Source organism: Escherichia sp. MOD1-EC6475 (genome assembly GCF_003046645.1).
In the GTDB taxonomy this organism is placed as follows: Bacteria; Pseudomonadota; Gammaproteobacteria; order Enterobacterales; family Enterobacteriaceae; genus Escherichia; species Escherichia ruysiae.
On record NZ_PZKQ01000053.1, the window covers coordinates 87926 to 104753 of the forward strand.

Below are 16828 nucleotides of genomic sequence, written 5' to 3' on the forward strand. Positions count from 1 at the left end.
ATGCGTGTCATCACCCTGGCAGGAAGTCCTCGCTTTCCTTCTCGCTCCAGTTCTTTGCTGGAATATGCGCGAGAAAAATTGAATGGCCTGGATGTCGAGGTTTATCACTGGAATCTGCAAAATTTCTCCCCGGAAGATTTGCTCTATGCCCGTTTCGATAGTCCGGCACTCAAGACCTTCACCGATCAGTTGCAAGAGGCTGATGGGCTGATTGTCGCCACGCCCGTCTACAAAGCCGCCTATTCCGGCGCACTGAAAACGCTTCTCGATCTGCTACCAGAACGCGCACTGCAAGGAAAAGTGGTGTTGCCGCTGGCGACAGGTGGCACGGTGGCTCACCTGCTGGCGGTTGATTACGCACTTAAACCAGTTTTAAGCGCACTAAAAGCCCAGGAGATCCTACACGGCGTATTTGCCGATGACTCACAGGTGCTTGATTTCCAACATAAGCCGCAATTCACGCCGAATCTGCAATCCCGTCTTGATACCGCGCTCGATACCTTCTGGCAGGCGTTGCACCGCCGTGATGTCCAGGTTCCTGACTTTCTCTCTCTGCGAGGTAACGCCCATGCGTAATATTTTTAAACTGGTGCTGGTGGGATTATTCAGCGCCTCTACGCTCGCGATTGCTGCGGAGTCTTCTCCTGAAGCGTTACGGATAGGTTATCAGAAAGGCAGCATCAGCATGGTGCTGGCAAAAAGCCACCAGTTACTGGAAACACGCTATCCGCAAACCAAAATCTCGTGGGTTGAGTTTCCCGCTGGTCCGCAAATGTTGGAGGCGTTAAACGTCGGCAGTATCGATCTGGGCAGTACGGGGGACATTCCTCCAATCTTTGCTCAGGCCGCCGGTGCTGATTTGGTTTACGTCGGTGTCGAGCCGCCGAAACCAAAAGCCGAAGTGATTCTGGTGCCCGAAAACAGCCCGATCAAAACTGTGGCTGAACTAAAGGGCCACAAAGTCGCGTTTCAGAAAGGTTCAAGTTCGCACAACCTTTTACTGCGCGCACTGCAACAGGCCGGGCTTAAATTCACTGATATCCAGCCGACCTATCTGACGCCCGCCGATGCGCGCGCTGCATTCCAGCAGGGTAACGTCGACGCCTGGGCTATCTGGGATCCTTACTACTCTGCCGCGTTATTACAGGGCGGCGTGCGGGTGCTGAAAGATGGCACCGATCTCAATCAAACAGGATCGTTTTATCTGGCAGTCCGTCCCTATGCGGAAAAAAACGGCGCATTTATTCAGGGCGTACTGACAACCTTTAGCGAAGCTGATGCGTTAACCCGCAGCCAGCGCGAGCAAAGTATCTCTTTACTGGCAAAAACGATGGGCTTACCGGCACCGGTGATTGCCTCGTATCTGGATCATCGCCCCCCTACCACCATCAAACCCGTGAACGCCGAGGTTGCTGCTTTACAGCAACACACTGCCGACCTGTTTTATGAAAATCGTCTGGTGCCGAAAAAAGTCGATATCCGTCAACGCATCTGGCAACCCACTCAACTGGAAGGAAAACAATTATGAGTCTGAATATATTCTGGTTTTTACCCACGCACGGTGACGGTCATTATCTGGGAACGGAAGAAGGGTCTCGCCCGGTTGATCATGGGTATCTGCAACAGATTGCGCAAGCGGCGGATCGTCTTGGCTATACCGGCGTGCTGATCCCAACAGGCCGTTCCTGCGAAGATGCGTGGCTGGTGGCGGCATCGATGATCCCGGTGACGCAACGGCTTAAGTTCCTCGTCGCCCTACGCCCAAGTGTGACATCGCCTACCGTAGCCGCTCGCCAGGCTGCCACGCTTGATCGCCTCTCTAATGGACGCGCGTTGTTTAACCTGGTTACAGGCAGCGATCCGCAAGAGCTGGCAGGCGACGGCGTGTTTCTTGATCATAGCGAGCGTTACGAAGCCTCGGCGGAATTTACTCAGGTCTGGCGGCGGTTATTGCAGGGTGAAACCGTCGATTTCAACGGCAAACACATTCATGTGCGAGGAGCAAAACTGCTCTTTCCACCGATCCAACAGCCGTATCCTCCTCTTTACTTTGGCGGATCGTCCGACGTCGCTCAGGATCTGGCTGCCGAACAAGTTGATCTTTATCTTACCTGGGGCGAGCCGCCGGAGCGGGTAAAAGAGAAGATCGAACAAGTGCGGGCAAAAGCTGCCGCACATGGGCGCAAAATCCGTTTCGGTATTCGTCTGCATGTAATTGTCCGCGAAACCAACGACGAAGCCTGGCAAGCCGCCGAACGGTTAATCTCCCATCTTGACGATGGGACGATTGCCAAAGCACAAGAAGCGTTTGCCCGGACGGATTCCGTAGGTCAACAACGAATGGCGGCGCTGCATAACGGTAAGCGCGACAACCTGGAGATCAGCCCCAATTTATGGGCGGGTGTTGGCTTAGTGCGCGGCGGTGCCGGGACGGCGCTGGTGGGCGATGGGCCGACAGTCGCTGCGCGAATCAACGAATACGCCGCGCTTGGCATCGACAGTTTTGTCCTTTCTGGCTATCCACATCTGGAAGAAGCGTATCGGGTTGGCGAGTTGCTGTTCCCGCATCTGGATGTCGCCATCCCGGAAATTCCCCAGCCGCAGCCGCTGAATCCGCAAGGCGAAGCGGTGGCAAATGAGTTTATCCCACGTAAAGTCGCGCAAAGCTAAGGAACAAGATGATGGCAACGCCAGTGAAAAAGTGGTTATTGCGCGTTGCCCCCTGGTTTTTACCGGTGGGCATCGTGGCGGTGTGGCAACTGGCCTCCTCGGTTGGCTGGCTGTCGACGCGTATTTTGCCCTCGCCGGAAGGGGTGGTGACGGCGTTCTGGACGCTCTCAGCCAACGGCGAATTATGGCAGCATCTGGCGATCAGCTCCTGGCGGGCGCTAATCGGTTTTTCCATTGGCGGATCGCTGGGATTGATTCTGGGGCTGATTAGCGGTCTGTCGCGCTGGGGTGAGCGACTACTGGATACCTCAATTCAGATGTTGCGCAACGTGCCGCATCTGGCGCTGATCCCACTGGTGATTTTGTGGTTTGGCATTGATGAGTCCGCAAAGATTTTCCTGGTGGCGCTTGGCACGCTATTCCCCATTTATATCAACACCTGGCACGGGATCCGTAATATCGATCGCGGGCTGGTAGAGATGGCGCGCAGCTATGGCTTATCCGGCGTGCCGCTGTTTATCCATGTGATCCTGCCCGGAGCCTTACCCTCAATTATGGTCGGTGTGCGCTTTGCGTTAGGTCTGATGTGGCTGACGCTGATTGTTGCCGAAACCATTTCTGCTAATTCCGGCATTGGTTATCTGGCGATGAATGCGCGGGAGTTTCTGCAAACGGATGTGGTGGTAGTCGCCATTATTCTTTACGCCCTGCTCGGCAAACTTGCTGACGTCAGCGCCCAATTGTTAGAGCGCGTCTGGCTGCGCTGGAACCCGGCTTATCATCTGAAGGAGGCCACGGTATGAATACTGCACGATTGAACCAGGGCACACCGCTATTGCTCAATGCGGTAAGCAAACATTACGCAGAAAATATCGTTCTGAATCAACTTGATCTACATATTCCGGCTGGTCAGTTTGTGGCTGTAGTCGGTCGCAGCGGTGGTGGTAAAAGTACTCTGCTGCGCCTGTTGGCTGGTCTGGAAACGCCAACTGCAGGCGATGTGTTAGCGGGCACAACGCCACTTGCCGAAATTCAGGACGATACACGCATGATGTTTCAGGATGCGCGTCTGCTGCCGTGGAAATCGGTAATTGATAATGTCGGGTTAGGTCTTAAAGGCCAGTGGCGCGATGCCGCGCGTCAGGCGCTGGCTGCGGTAGGACTGGAGAATCGCGCGTGGGAATGGCCCGCCGCACTTTCTGGCGGGCAGAAACAGCGTGTGGCGCTGGCAAGAGCGTTGATTCATCGACCGGGTTTATTGTTGCTTGATGAACCGCTCGGGGCACTGGACGCCTTAACGCGACTGGAGATGCAGGATTTGATTGTGTCACTTTGGCAGGAGCACGGCTTTACCGTCTTGCTGGTAACGCATGATGTGAGCGAAGCGGTGGCGATGGCTGACCGGGTGCTGTTAATTGAAGAAGGAAAAATTGGTCTGGATTTGACGGTGGATATACCCCGTCCGCGCCGGTTAGGGTCGGTACGATTAGCGGAGCTGGAAGCAGAAGTGTTGCAGCGGGTGATGCAGCGTGGGCATTCTGAACAACCGATTCGGCGTCATGGTTAATATGCCGGATGCGGCGCATAAAACCAGCAGTTTCAACGGGCTTGTAGGCCTGATAAGACGCGTCAAGCGTCGCATCAGGCCGTTGGGCACGGTTGCCGGATGCGGCGTGAACGCCTTATCCGGCCTACAAAACCAGCAATTTCAACAGGTTTGTAGGCCTGATAAGACGCTGCAAGCGTCGCATCAGGCATGTTTGTATCAAGCCAGAGCTTTGGTGATTTTCTCGTACAGATCGCCAGAGAGATTTTCCAGCCCTTTCAACTGTTCCAGCGCCGCACGCATTTTTGCCTGACGTTTGGCATCGTAACGTTTCAGGCGAATCAGCGGCTCAATCAGGCGCGAAGCCACCTGCGGGTTACGGCTGTTCAGGTCGGTGAGCATTTCCACCAGGAACTGATAACCGCTGCCATCTTCGGCATGGAACGCAGCCGGGTTGCTGCCCGCAAACGCACCAATCAACGAACGAATACGGTTCGGGTTGCTCATGGTAAATGAGCGATGCTGCAACAGGCTACGCACCGTCTCCAGCACATTCGCCGCCGGACTGGTGGCTTGCAGGATAAACCATTTATCCATCACCAGGCCGTCCTGATGCCACTTGTCGTCGTACTCCTGCATCAGCGCGTCACGACATGGTAACTGCGCAGCAACCGCCGCCGAGAGCGCCGCCAACGCATCGGTCATATTGTTGGCCTCGTGGAACTGCTTGCTCACCAGCACGTCAGCCAGATGCGTTTCACCAAAAGCGAGGAAACGCAGGCAGGCATTACGCAGAGTGCGTTTCGCAATATCTTCATGCTCAACGCGGTACTCACTCTGGTAATTCGCGTTATAAATAGCCAGCAACTCATCCGCCAGTTCAGTCGCCAGAGTACGGGTGAGAGCTTCACGCACTTCAGCAATGGCAATCGGGTCGATGATATCGAACAGTTCTGCCATTTCATTGACGGAAGGCAGCGTCAGGATTTCTGCCGCCAGCGCCGGGTCAATCTTCTCATCGAGCAATACCGCACGGAAAGCATCGGCAACATGCACCGGCAGAGATAGCGGCTGCCCTTGCTGATGACGGGCGACGTTCAGTTTGATGTAGGTTGCAAGCAGGCTTTGTGCCGCATCCCAGCGAGAGAAATCATTACGCGCATGGCGCATCAGGAAAGTCAGTTGCTGGTCGCTCCACTTATATTCCAGTTTCACCGGCGCAGAAAATTCGCACAGCAGCGCAGGCACAGGCTGGAAGTAGACGTTATCGAAGACAAAGGTCTGTTCCGCCTGGGTGACATTCAATACCGGATTAACCGGATGGCCACCCTTCTGCAACGGAATCACTTTGCCTTCGTTGTCATACAATTCAATAGCAAACGGAATATGCAGTGGCTGTTTTTCTGCCTGATCCGGCGTGGCTGGTGTGCGCTGGCTGATGGTCAGAGTGTACTGCTCGGTTTCCGGATTGTAGTCGTCTTTAACGGTCACAATCGGCGTACCGGACTGACTGTACCAGCGACGGAAATGGGAAAGATCGACATTTGACGCATCTTCCATCGCCTGAACAAAATCGTCGCAGGTCGCAGCACTACCATCATGACGCTCGAAATAGAGCTGCATCCCTTTCTGGAAGTTTTCTTCGCCCAACAGGGTGTGGATCATACGAATGACTTCCGCGCCCTTCTCGTAAACGGTCAGGGTGTAGAAGTTGTTCATTTCAATGACCATATCCGGACGGATTGGGTGAGCCATCGGACTGGCGTCTTCCGCAAACTGCAATCCGCGCATGGTGCGTACGTTGTTGATACGGTTAACTGCGCGGGAACCAAGGTCAGAACTGAACTCCTGATCGCGGAAAACGGTCAAGCCTTCTTTCAGACTGAGCTGGAACCAGTCACGGCAGGTAACGCGGTTACCAGTCCAGTTATGGAAATATTCATGACCGATGACACGCTCAATGTCGAGATAATCTTTATCGGTTGCGGTGTCGGTACGCGCCAGCACATATTTGGAGTTAAAGATGTTAAGACCTTTATTCTCCATTGCGCCCATGTTGAAGAAATCCACTGCAACGATCATATAGATGTCGAGGTCATACTCCAGGCCAAAGCGTTCTTCATCCCACTTCATGGAATTTTTCAGCGAGGTCATCGCCCACGGCGCGCGATCAAGATTGCCGCGATCGACATACAGCTCCAGCGCCACTTCGCGACCGGAGCGGGTAGTGAAGGTGTCGCGAAGTACATCGAAGTCACCAGCTACCAGCGCAAACAGATAGCTCGGTTTCGGGAACGGATCCTGCCACTGTACCCAGTGACGTCCGTTTTCCAGTTCGCCTTGCGCAACGCGGTTACCGTTGGAAAGCAGGAACGGGTATTTAGTTTTATCGGCAACAATTTTGGTGGTAAAACGCGCCAGCACGTCCGGGCGGTCGAGATAGTACGTAATATGGCGGAAACCTTCGGCTTCGCACTGGGTGCAGAGCGCATCGCCTGACTGATAAAGCCCTTCCAGCGCGGTGTTGGAGGCCGGGCTAATTTCATTAACAATCTTAAGCGTAAAACGTTCCGGTAAATTATTGATGATTAGTGCGCCCTCTTCTTCTTTCCAGGCTGTCCACGGCTCATCATTAATATGAATAGAAACCAGTTTAAGATCTTCGCCGTCCAGACGAAGCGGAGCATCTGATGCACCATGACGGACAGCCTGGCTGATCGCGGTAACCACCGTCTTTTGCGCGTTCAGGTCAAAGGTCAAGTCAATATCAGTAATCTGGTAATCCGGCGCACGATAGTCGTGACGGTATTTGGCTTGTGGCTGTTGAGTCATAAATAACCTTTAGCATCTTTTATAGAGTCAGGTGTTCAGTCTATTCCTGTTGCATAAATCTCGCTACGCAGAATCTTCATCTTTTCAGGTACAAACGCTTTTATTGCTACATTTTTATAACATACAGGGCGCAATACCATCGACCATAAAGGTGGCATATGGTGTGATCGGGGTTCAATAAATTGCGAAACAAGGTATACTCCAGCAGTTCCTGAAGATGTTTATTGTACTAAACGCTCCCGTACGAGGACGCTACTGCGCACCTATGACACAATTCGCTTCTCCTGTTCTGCACTCGTTGCTGGATACAGATGCTTATAAGTTGCATATGCAGCAAGCCGTGTTTCATCACTATTATGATGTGCATGTCGCGGCGGAGTTTCGTTGCCGAGGTGACGATCTGCTGGGTATTTATGCCGATGCTATTCGTGAACAGGTTCAGGCGATGCAGCACCTGCGCCTGCAGGATGATGAATATCAATGGCTCTCTGCCCTGCCTTTTTTTAAGGCCGACTATCTCAACTGGCTACGCGAGTTCCGCTTTAACCCGGAACAGGTCACCGTCACCAACGATAACGGTAAGCTGGATATTCGTTTAACCGGCCCGTGGCGTGAAGTCATCCTCTGGGAAGTTCCTCTGCTGGCGGTCATCAGTGAACTGGTACATCGCTATCGCTCACCGCAGGCCGACGTTGCGCAAGCCCTCGATACGCTGGAAAGCAAATTAGTCGACTTTTCGGCATTAACCGCCGATCTCGAGATGTCGCGCTTCCATCTGATGGATTTCGGCACTCGCCGCCGTTTTTCCCGCGAAGTACAAGAAACCATCGTTAAACGTTTGCAACAGGAACCCTGGTTCGTTGGCACCAGTAATTACGATCTGGCGCGTCGGCTTTCCCTCACCCCTATGGGAACGCAGGCACACGAATGGTTCCAGGCGCATCAACAAATCAGCCCGGATCTTGCCAATAGTCAGCGCGCCGCACTTGCTGCGTGGCTGGAAGAATATCCTGACCAACTTGGCATTGCGTTAACCGACTGCATTACTATGGATGCCTTTCTGCGTGATTTCGGCGTGGAGTTTGCCAGTCGTTACCAGGGGCTTCGCCATGATTCCGGCGACCCGGTTGAATGGGGCGAAAAAGCTATTGCACATTATGAGAAGCTGGGAATTGATCCGCAGAGCAAAACGCTGGTTTTCTCTGACAATCTGGATTTACGCAAAGCGGTCGAGCTTTATCGCCACTTCTCTTCCCGTGTGCAATTAAGCTTTGGTATCGGTACGCGCCTGACCTGCGATATACCCCAGGTCAAACCACTGAATATTGTGATTAAGCTGGTGGAGTGTAACGGTAAACCGGTGGCGAAACTTTCTGACAGTCCTGGCAAAACTATCTGCCATGACAAAGCGTTTGTCCGTGCGCTGCGTAAAGCGTTCGACCTTCCGCACATTAAAAAAGCCAGTTAATATCATCAGGGAGCCATAACGGCTCCCTTTTTTGCCTTTTATTCCGAAATCTTTTGTCCCATCTGCGAATTCTGCTTGTCTGATTGCAGATGCCAGGTAACATAGGTATCCCCCCATTGACGGGTGGACAAGTGTTTATTTTTTCCGACTATTAACAGAGAGAATATTATGAGCGTTGTGCCTGTAGCCGACGTACTCCAGGGCCGCGTAGCCGTTGACAGCGAAGTCACCGTGCGCGGATGGGTGCGTACCCGCCGAGATTCAAAAGCTGGCATCTCCTTCCTCGCCGTTTATGACGGTTCCTGCTTTGATCCTGTACAGGCTGTCATCAATAATTCTCTGCCCAATTACAATGAAGACGTCCTGCGTCTGACCACCGGTTGCTCGGTCATTGTGACGGGTAAAGTCGTGGCGTCGCCGGGCCAGGGGCAACAATTTGAAATTCAGGCCAGCAACGTTGAAGTTGCCGGCTGGGTTGAGGATCCAGACACTTACCCGATGGCAGCAAAACGCCACAGCATTGAGTATCTGCGTGAAGTCGCTCACCTGCGTCCACGTACCAACCTGATTGGTGCCGTTGCGCGCGTTCGCCACACGCTGGCACAGGCGCTGCATCGCTTCTTTAACGAGCAGGGATTCTTCTGGGTTTCAACACCACTGATTACCGCATCTGATACCGAAGGCGCTGGCGAAATGTTCCGCGTTTCAACGCTGGATCTGGAAAACCTGCCGCGTAACGATCAGGGCAAAGTCGATTTCGACAAAGACTTCTTCGGTAAAGAGTCTTTCCTGACCGTATCTGGTCAGTTGAACGGCGAAACCTACGCTTGCGCATTGTCCAAAATTTATACCTTTGGCCCGACTTTCCGTGCAGAAAACTCCAACACCAGCCGTCACCTGGCGGAATTCTGGATGCTGGAGCCGGAAGTGGCGTTTGCTAACCTGAACGATATCGCCGGTCTGGCTGAAGCCATGCTGAAATATGTCTTCAAAGCGGTTCTCGAAGAACGTGCTGACGACATGAAATTCTTCGCTGAACGCGTAGATAAAGATGCTGTCAGCCGTCTGGAACGCTTCATTGAAGCCGACTTTGCGCAGGTTGATTACACCGACGCGGTAACCATCCTTGAAAATTGCGGTAAGAAATTTGAAAACCCGGTTTACTGGGGCGTGGATCTCTCTTCCGAGCATGAACGTTACCTGGCAGAAGAACACTTTAAAGCGCCGGTCGTGGTGAAAAACTATCCGAAAGACATTAAAGCGTTCTACATGCGCCTTAACGAAGACGGTAAAACCGTTGCAGCAATGGACGTACTGGCACCGGGCATCGGTGAAATCATTGGTGGTTCCCAGCGTGAAGAGCGTCTGGACGTGCTGGACGAACGTATGCTGGAGATGGGTCTGAACAAAGAAGATTACTGGTGGTATCGCGATCTGCGTCGCTACGGTACTGTTCCGCATTCCGGTTTCGGTCTTGGTTTTGAACGCCTGATCGCCTACGTGACTGGTGTGCAAAACGTGCGTGACGTGATTCCGTTCCCGCGTACCCCGCGTAACGCCAGCTTCTAATTTATTTTTTCCGAGAGCCAGCGCCCGCTGGCTCTTTTCTATTCCCTTCTGTCAAGTTATCTGTTTGTTAAGTCAATCAATCTATTTGCAACCCTGTCACAACAACCTTCCTGTTACGGAATATTTCCACGTAACATTTATGAACAAAAAATAATCCGCATTCTTATTGCGGATTAGTTATTTCTTAGCCAATAGCACAATTTCCATAACTCCTATTGGCTTTCTGGATGTCTGAACGTGTGTTTTAGCGAAGCCACCGAGAGAAATCATCAGAGCGAAAATTTCCGTTTAGCTAAATTTAATATAAGGAAATCATATAAATAGATCAAACTCACTGTAAATATCATTAAAGTCCAATGGAAATATGACGGCGTTCACAAAGTTCCTTAAAATTTACCCTTGGTTACATATTTTTTCTTTTTGTAACTATATCTTTATCTTTGTAGCACTTTCACGGTAGCGAAACGTTAGTTTGAATGGAAAGATGCCTGCAGATACATAAAGACACCAAACTTTCATCAATAGCTCCGTAAATATTTATTGACGAAACTTATTGACGGCAGTGGCAGGTGTCATAAAAAAAACCATGAGGGTAATAAATAATGATGAAGCGCAACATTCTGGCAGTGATCGTCCCTGCTCTGTTAGTAGCAGGTACTGCAAACGCTGCAGAAATCTATAACAAAGATGGCAACAAAGTAGATCTGTACGGTAAAGCTGTCGGTCTGCACTATTTTTCCAAGGGTAACGGTGAAAACAGTTACGGTGGCAATGGCGATATGACCTATGCCCGCCTTGGTTTTAAAGGGGAAACTCAAATCAATTCCGATCTGACCGGTTACGGTCAGTGGGAATACAACTTCCAGGGTAACAACTCTGAGGGTTCTGATGCCCAAAATGGCAACAAAACCCGTCTGGCGTTCGCTGGTCTGAAATTTGCTGATGCTGGCTCAATCGATTACGGTCGTAACTATGGTGTTGTTTATGATGCACTGGGTTACACCGATATGTTGCCAGAATTTGGTGGTGACACTGCATACAGCGATGACTTCTTCGTTGGCCGTGTTGGCGGCGTTGCAACTTACCGTAACTCCAACTTCTTTGGTCTGGTCGACGGCCTGAATTTCGCTGTTCAGTACCTGGGTAAAAACGAACGTGACACCGCACGTCGTTCTAACGGCGACGGCGTTGGCGGCTCCATCAGCTACGAATTCGAAGGCTTTGGTATCGTTGGTGCTTATGGTGCCGCTGACCGTACCAACCTGCAGGAAGCTCAGCCTCTCGGCCAGGGTAAAAAAGCTGAACAGTGGGCTACTGGCCTGAAGTATGATGCGAACAACATCTACCTGGCAGCAAACTACGGTGAAACCCGTAACGCTACGCCGATCACTGGCGGCTTTGCCAACAAAACGCAAGACGTTCTGTTAGTTGCGCAATACCAGTTCGATTTCGGTCTGCGTCCGTCCATCGCTTACACCAAGTCTAAAGCGAAAGACGTAGAAGGTATCGGTGATGTTGATCTGGTGAACTACGTTGAAGTGGGCGCAACCTACTACTTCAACAAAAACATGTCCACCTATGTTGACTACATCATCAACCAGATCGATTCTGACAACAAACTGGGCGTAGGTTCTGACGACACCGTTGCTGTGGGTATCGTTTACCAGTTCTAATAGCAGACCTCTTTGTTAAATGCCGAAAAAACAGGACTTTGGTCCTGTTTTTTTTATGCCTTCCAGAGCAATCTCACGTCTTGCAAAAACAGCCGGCGTTTTCATCAGTAATAGTTGGAATTTTGTAAATCTCCCGTTACCCTGATAGCGGACTTCCCTTCTGTAACCATAATGGAACCTCGTCATGTTTGAGAACATTACCGCCGCTCCTGCCGACCCGATTCTGGGTCTGGCCGATCTGTTTCGTGCCGATGAACGTCCTGGCAAAATTAACCTCGGGATTGGTGTCTATAAAGATGAGACGGGCAAAACTCCGGTACTGACCAGCGTTAAAAAGGCTGAACAGTATCTGCTCGAAAATGAAACCACCAAAAACTACCTCGGCATTGACGGTATCCCTGAATTTGGTCGTTGCACCCAGGAATTACTGTTTGGTAAAGGTAGCGCCCTGATCAACGACAAACGCGCCCGCACGGCTCAGACCCCAGGTGGTACTGGTGCGTTACGCGTGGCTGCCGATTTCCTGGCGAAAAATACCAGTGTTAAGCGTGTGTGGGTAAGTAACCCAAGCTGGCCAAATCATAAGAGCGTATTCAACTCTGCTGGTCTGGAAGTACGTGAATACGCTTATTACGACGCAGAAAAACATACTCTGGACTTCGACGCCCTGATTAACAGTCTGAACGAAGCCCAGGCTGGCGATGTGGTTCTGTTCCACGGCTGCTGTCATAACCCAACCGGTATCGATCCTACACTGGAGCAATGGCAAACGCTGGCGCAGCTTTCCGTTGAGAAAGGCTGGTTACCGCTGTTTGACTTCGCTTACCAGGGTTTTGCTCGCGGTCTGGAAGAAGATGCTGAAGGTCTGCGCGTTTTCGCTGGTCTGCATAAAGAACTTATCGTCGCCAGTTCCTACTCTAAAAACTTTGGTCTGTACAACGAGCGTGTAGGCGCATGTACGCTGGTTGCTGCTGACAGTGAAACCGTTGATCGCGCGTTCAGCCAGATGAAGGCAGCGATTCGTGCGAATTATTCTAACCCACCAGCGCACGGAGCTTCGGTTGTTGCCACTATCTTGAGCAATGATGCGTTGCGTGCTATTTGGGAACAAGAGCTGACCGATATGCGCCAGCGCATTCAGCGTATGCGTCAGTTGTTCGTTAATACGCTGCAGGAGAAAGGTGCAAACCGCGACTTCAGCTTTATCATCAAACAGAATGGCATGTTCTCCTTTAGCGGTCTGACTAAAGAACAGGTACTGCGTCTGCGTGAAGAGTTTGGCGTGTATGCAGTAGCTTCCGGTCGTGTGAACGTAGCCGGGATGACGCCAGACAACATGGCTCCGCTGTGCGAAGCGATTGTGGCAGTGCTGTAAGCGTTAAAACCAACAAAGCCCGCTGAAAGCGGGCTGAGACTGATGACAAATGCAGCATTACCTGATGCGCTACGCTTATCAGGCCTACGCGTCCCCTGCAATATTTTGAATTTGCACGATTTTGTAGGCCGGATAAGGCGCTCGCGCCGCATCCGGCATAAACAAAGCGCACTTTGCCAGAAATCCAGGCCCGCATTGAAAGCGGGCTTTTTTATACGCCTTTACCAGACGGGCATTTCATCTTGCAGGAAGGGATTATGCAGGCGCTCATAACCAAGAGTGGATAATGGTCCGTGACCCGGAATAAATGTCACGTCATCCCCCAGTGGCAGCAATTTATCTTTAATTGAAGAAATCAGTTGATTGTGATCGCCACGCGGGAAGTCACTGCGCCCCACTCCACCTTTGAAAATAACGTCGCCAGAAATGAGCAGTTTTGACTGATTATCAAAGAAGACCACATGACCCGGCGTATGCCCAGGGCAATGTAACACCTGTAAAGTCACATTCCCTATGCTGATAGTGTCGCCTTCGTTCAGCCAACGATCCGGTGTTAGTGGCTGACACTCATCCAGGCCAAACATACGGCTTTGCGCAGGCAAGCCTTGCAGCCAGAACTCATCTTCCTTTTCCGGACCAAGAACCGGCACGCCGTAATGTCGCGCCAGTTCCGCCGCCGCGCCAACATGATCCAGGTGACCATGCGTAAGCAGGATCTGCATTAGCGTCAGGCCGCTGGCATCAACTTCCTGTTTGATTTTTTCTGCATCGCCGCCAGGATCAACCAGTGCAGCCAGGCGAGTTTGTTCACACCAGATCAATGAGCAATTCTGGGAGAATGCAGTGACCGGAATAATACGATAATTCATACTGCCCCTGTTTCGTTAAGCGATTGTTACCAGTGCCGTGCTGGCCCGGTATCAATATGCACAAAGTTACTACGTGGGTAATATCCTACACCACCTGCACGCATAGATAACGCGGCTTTGCGAATATTGCTTAACGCGACACCTTCAATATGGAAATCCATCGCCTGGCCTTTGGTGTGATAGCTTTTCTTCGCTACCCCACGGCTGTGCGCGCGTAGTTCATTGTTGGTATCAATAGAGCGATAACCGGAAATGAGTTGCACCGGTTTGCGGGTGCCTAACAGCCCTTGCAGGCGATACAACTGGTCGAATAATCCTGGGTCGATGGACTTTATTTTGTTCGCGCGGAAATCGCGGAAAAAATGGTTTAGTTTTGCCAATTCTTCCTGAATATAGCCTCTGCCATCGAAAAACTCCGCTTTAATTGACTCTCCGGTATGGAGATTGTTGAGTGTCAAAATACGCGGACGTGGGGTAGAGAGTGTCGCAAACGCAGGGGTCGGCAAGATGGCGGCACCAAGTGCAACGCCACCAAGCGCCAGCAGTTTACGGCGATTAGCGTCGAATTTGTCCATGATAATCAAGTCTACAGGTCAATGTTATCGTTTATATGCACTTCTGGCGCACAAGAGGCACCTTAACCGCCCATAAAGCTAACGTCAAGATGACTCAATCCCAGCAGTAATGGGGGCTACCGAGAATAACCCCCAATCATGCCAATTATTACGACAACTGATTTACCCGAACTACTTCATTTATCTGATTAATTGTTCCGCTTTCGATACAATTTGCGAGCTGGATCGCGCAGGCAGATCATAATTGTAAATATCTGTACGATATTGAGTACGACCGTCTGCACCGACAAACGCGGTCAGGTAGTAGAGATTAACCGGAATCGACTGACGGATATTGACGTAACGGGTATCTCCCTGCTTCAGGGCGTCGGAAATACGCTTGTCATTCCAGCCTGCATCCTGCAATAGCATATTTGCCAGATCAGATGCCTTATTCACCCGCACACACCCTGAGCTTAACGCGCGTGTATCACGCTTGAACAGATTGTGATTAGGCGTGTCATGCAAGTAGATAGCGTCTGAACTCGGCATATTAAATTTATACCGTCCTAGAGAATTTCGTGGGCCAGGAGCTTGCTGGAAGCGGAACGGTAAATTCGACGCAGTAATCGTTGACCAGTCAACCTGCCACGGATCAATCGCTTCTTTGCTGTTCCAGCCGCGCATCACCGTATAGCCATGACTTTCCAGATAACCCGGATCGTTACGCACTTTTGGCAAAATATCTTTGCGTGCCAGCGTCGGCGGTACGTTCCACGGCGGATTCACCACCACATTGTTTAAAGCACTGCTCATCATCGGTGTTTTTCGGTCAGGACGACCGACAATTACCCGCGAGTCCAGCACCTGATTACCGTTCTGGTAATAGACCAAAGAATAGGCGGGTATATTGACCATGATGCCAGTAGAAAGCTCCGCAGGCAGCAAGCGTAAACGCTGGATGTTGAGTGCCAGCACACCTGCACGCTGAGCTGGCGTTACATTTAACCAGTCCCGCGTTGCCGGGCCGATAGCGCCATCTGCCCCCAATCCTTGCCATGCCTGAAAACGTTTAACGGCTTCCACCAGCTCATTATCGTAGGCGGCGCGTACGGCTGGTGCCGGTTTACTGCGAGCCGTAGTTTGCCTGTCCATCGGCTTAGTTTCCGCTGTTTCGACGGCAACGGCGGACGGACTCACGACTGCATCAGCGGGTGTTTCATCGCCAGGGAGCGCAATTTTCGGTCCGCCTTCGAGCATTCCCGTTCGCTGCAAAATCTCGCGCAGTGCTGGTACATCATTACTCCACTGGCCAGGACGCAGCGTTGCTTTACCGGTCAGTTGTGGCCACGGTTTAGTATCGCTGAGTAAGGTCAATAAAGATTCATGCATCGCGGCATATTGCGGATGCTGCGGAGCCAGTCCTGCAATAAACGTTGGCAACTGACCATTATTTAGCGCCACCTGCCATTGGTTAATGACCGAGAGCGGTGGTGTAGAGAGCACATAAGGTTTACTGCTGTACAACCAGCGCGTACCTTTGACCGGAATGTTAGCAACGAAATGGAGATAGCCCAGCATTGCATCCGACAACACTACGTCGCGTGCCAGACCGTTAACGCCAGGATCAGTCAGTAACTCTACCCATTTATTAAACTGCGGCTGAAAACCGGCAATCGCCACTTCCGCCAGTTGCTGCTGGAAGGCTTTTACCGCATCACGGTTTTCCCACATCGGCTGCATGTCACGTGCGGCATACAGCAGTTGAAGCTGGTTAAGATAAACCGGCTTATAACCTGCGGGTAATTGAGATTCGATTTGTGTGCGAGCGTTTTCCGCCGCACCCTCTGGTAGCGGCTGAAGTCCCGCCATAATTGCCGTAGCTTGCGCTTGCGGCAGTGCATCTCCCTGTTCGCTAACAGCCACCGGGTTGTCGCCAGGGATTACTTCAGGCTCATCAGCCTGCACACTGAACAGTGGAGCGAATGTTACGGCCAGACACAAACTCATTGCCGAAAGCCGACGACCACACATCATGTTAAGCAACATCCCTTGCCCCCTGTTTTTATCATACTTTGAATAGCCAGGCTGCTTTTCTCTACTTGCCTGTACAACGCCAATACTCACGAAAGTATGACGAGCAAGCCTGTTACTTATCAGGCTTACCTTCAGTATATAAACACCGACACGTTTTTACACAACCTAATGTAAAGAAGTTTAAAGAAAAGCGCGCCGTAATGCGGCATTTTTTTAGTGCAGAAACGGAGTTTTC

Annotated in this window: 13 protein-coding genes; 9 read left to right on the forward strand and 4 right to left on the reverse strand. The window is 51.4% G+C overall.

Annotated features, from left to right (window positions below):
- The 5 genes from ssuE to ssuB are packed head-to-tail and all read left to right on the forward strand — an operon-like array spanning position 1 to position 4237.
- Positions 1 to 576, forward strand: coding sequence for an NADPH-dependent FMN reductase (ssuE, locus tag A7589_RS17480; protein WP_001263940.1), 576 nt, complete (start codon positions 1 to 3; stop codon positions 574 to 576).
- Positions 569 to 1528, forward strand: coding sequence for an aliphatic sulfonate ABC transporter substrate-binding protein SsuA (ssuA, locus tag A7589_RS17485; RefSeq protein ID WP_001244252.1), 960 nt, complete (start codon positions 569 to 571; stop codon positions 1526 to 1528). The genes ssuE and ssuA overlap by 8 nt, the downstream gene beginning before the upstream one ends.
- Entirely contained in the window at positions 1525 to 2670 is a 1146-nt protein-coding gene (ssuD, locus tag A7589_RS17490; RefSeq protein ID WP_000055821.1) for an FMNH2-dependent alkanesulfonate monooxygenase, read from the forward strand. Before ssuA ends, ssuD begins: the two co-directional genes overlap by 4 nt.
- A gap of 11 nt (positions 2671 to 2681) precedes the next feature.
- Positions 2682 to 3473 carry an aliphatic sulfonate ABC transporter permease SsuC gene (ssuC, locus tag A7589_RS17495; protein WP_000235192.1) on the forward strand — a complete coding sequence of 264 codons (792 nt, stop codon included), beginning with the start codon at positions 2682 to 2684 and terminating at the stop codon, positions 3471 to 3473.
- Positions 3470 to 4237: an aliphatic sulfonates ABC transporter ATP-binding protein gene (gene ssuB, locus A7589_RS17500; RefSeq protein WP_001090492.1), complete on the forward strand. Its 768-nt coding sequence runs from the start codon at positions 3470 to 3472 to the stop codon at positions 4235 to 4237. The genes ssuC and ssuB overlap by 4 nt, the downstream gene beginning before the upstream one ends.
- Positions 4238 to 4435: 198 nt before the next feature.
- Here ssuB and pepN read toward each other — a convergent pair whose 3' ends face one another.
- Positions 4436 to 7048 carry an aminopeptidase N gene (gene pepN, locus A7589_RS17505; RefSeq protein WP_000193881.1) on the reverse strand — a complete coding sequence of 871 codons (2613 nt, stop codon included), beginning with the start codon at positions 7046 to 7048 and terminating at the stop codon, positions 4436 to 4438.
- A gap of 265 nt (positions 7049 to 7313) precedes the next feature.
- Here pepN and pncB point away from each other — a divergent pair, with 265 nt between their 5' ends.
- The 4 genes from pncB (at position 7314) to aspC (ending at position 13133) form a co-directional block, all read left to right on the forward strand.
- Positions 7314 to 8516 carry a nicotinate phosphoribosyltransferase gene (pncB, locus tag A7589_RS17510; protein WP_010349583.1) on the forward strand — a complete coding sequence of 401 codons (1203 nt, stop codon included), beginning with the start codon at positions 7314 to 7316 and terminating at the stop codon, positions 8514 to 8516.
- A gap of 168 nt (positions 8517 to 8684) precedes the next feature.
- Positions 8685 to 10085, forward strand: a complete 1401-nt coding sequence (gene asnS, locus A7589_RS17515; RefSeq protein ID WP_000117892.1) for an asparagine--tRNA ligase — start codon at positions 8685 to 8687, stop codon at positions 10083 to 10085.
- A gap of 602 nt (positions 10086 to 10687) precedes the next feature.
- Positions 10688 to 11758: a porin OmpF gene (gene ompF, locus A7589_RS17520; RefSeq protein WP_000977931.1), complete on the forward strand. Its 1071-nt coding sequence runs from the start codon at positions 10688 to 10690 to the stop codon at positions 11756 to 11758.
- Positions 11759 to 11942: 184 nt separating this feature from the next.
- Positions 11943 to 13133, forward strand: coding sequence for an aspartate transaminase (aspC, locus tag A7589_RS17530; RefSeq protein WP_000462677.1), 1191 nt, complete (start codon positions 11943 to 11945; stop codon positions 13131 to 13133).
- 221 nt (positions 13134 to 13354) lie between these two features.
- On the opposite strand, the gene gloC is transcribed toward aspC, so the two are convergent.
- The 3 genes from gloC to ldtD form a co-directional block, all read right to left on the reverse strand.
- Positions 13355 to 14002 (reverse strand): hydroxyacylglutathione hydrolase GloC, encoded by a 648-nt coding sequence (gloC, locus tag A7589_RS17535; protein ID WP_001109464.1) that lies wholly within the window; start codon positions 14000 to 14002, stop codon positions 13355 to 13357.
- A 26-nt stretch (positions 14003 to 14028) separates the two neighbouring features.
- Positions 14029 to 14577, reverse strand: a complete 549-nt coding sequence (mepK, locus tag A7589_RS17540) for a peptidoglycan L,D-endopeptidase MepK (protein ID WP_001516120.1) — start codon at positions 14575 to 14577, stop codon at positions 14029 to 14031.
- Positions 14578 to 14757: 180 nt separating this feature from the next.
- Positions 14758 to 16605, reverse strand: coding sequence for a L,D-transpeptidase (ldtD, locus tag A7589_RS17550; RefSeq protein WP_108188934.1), 1848 nt, complete (start codon positions 16603 to 16605; stop codon positions 14758 to 14760).
- Positions 16606 to 16828: the final 223 nt, after the last annotated feature.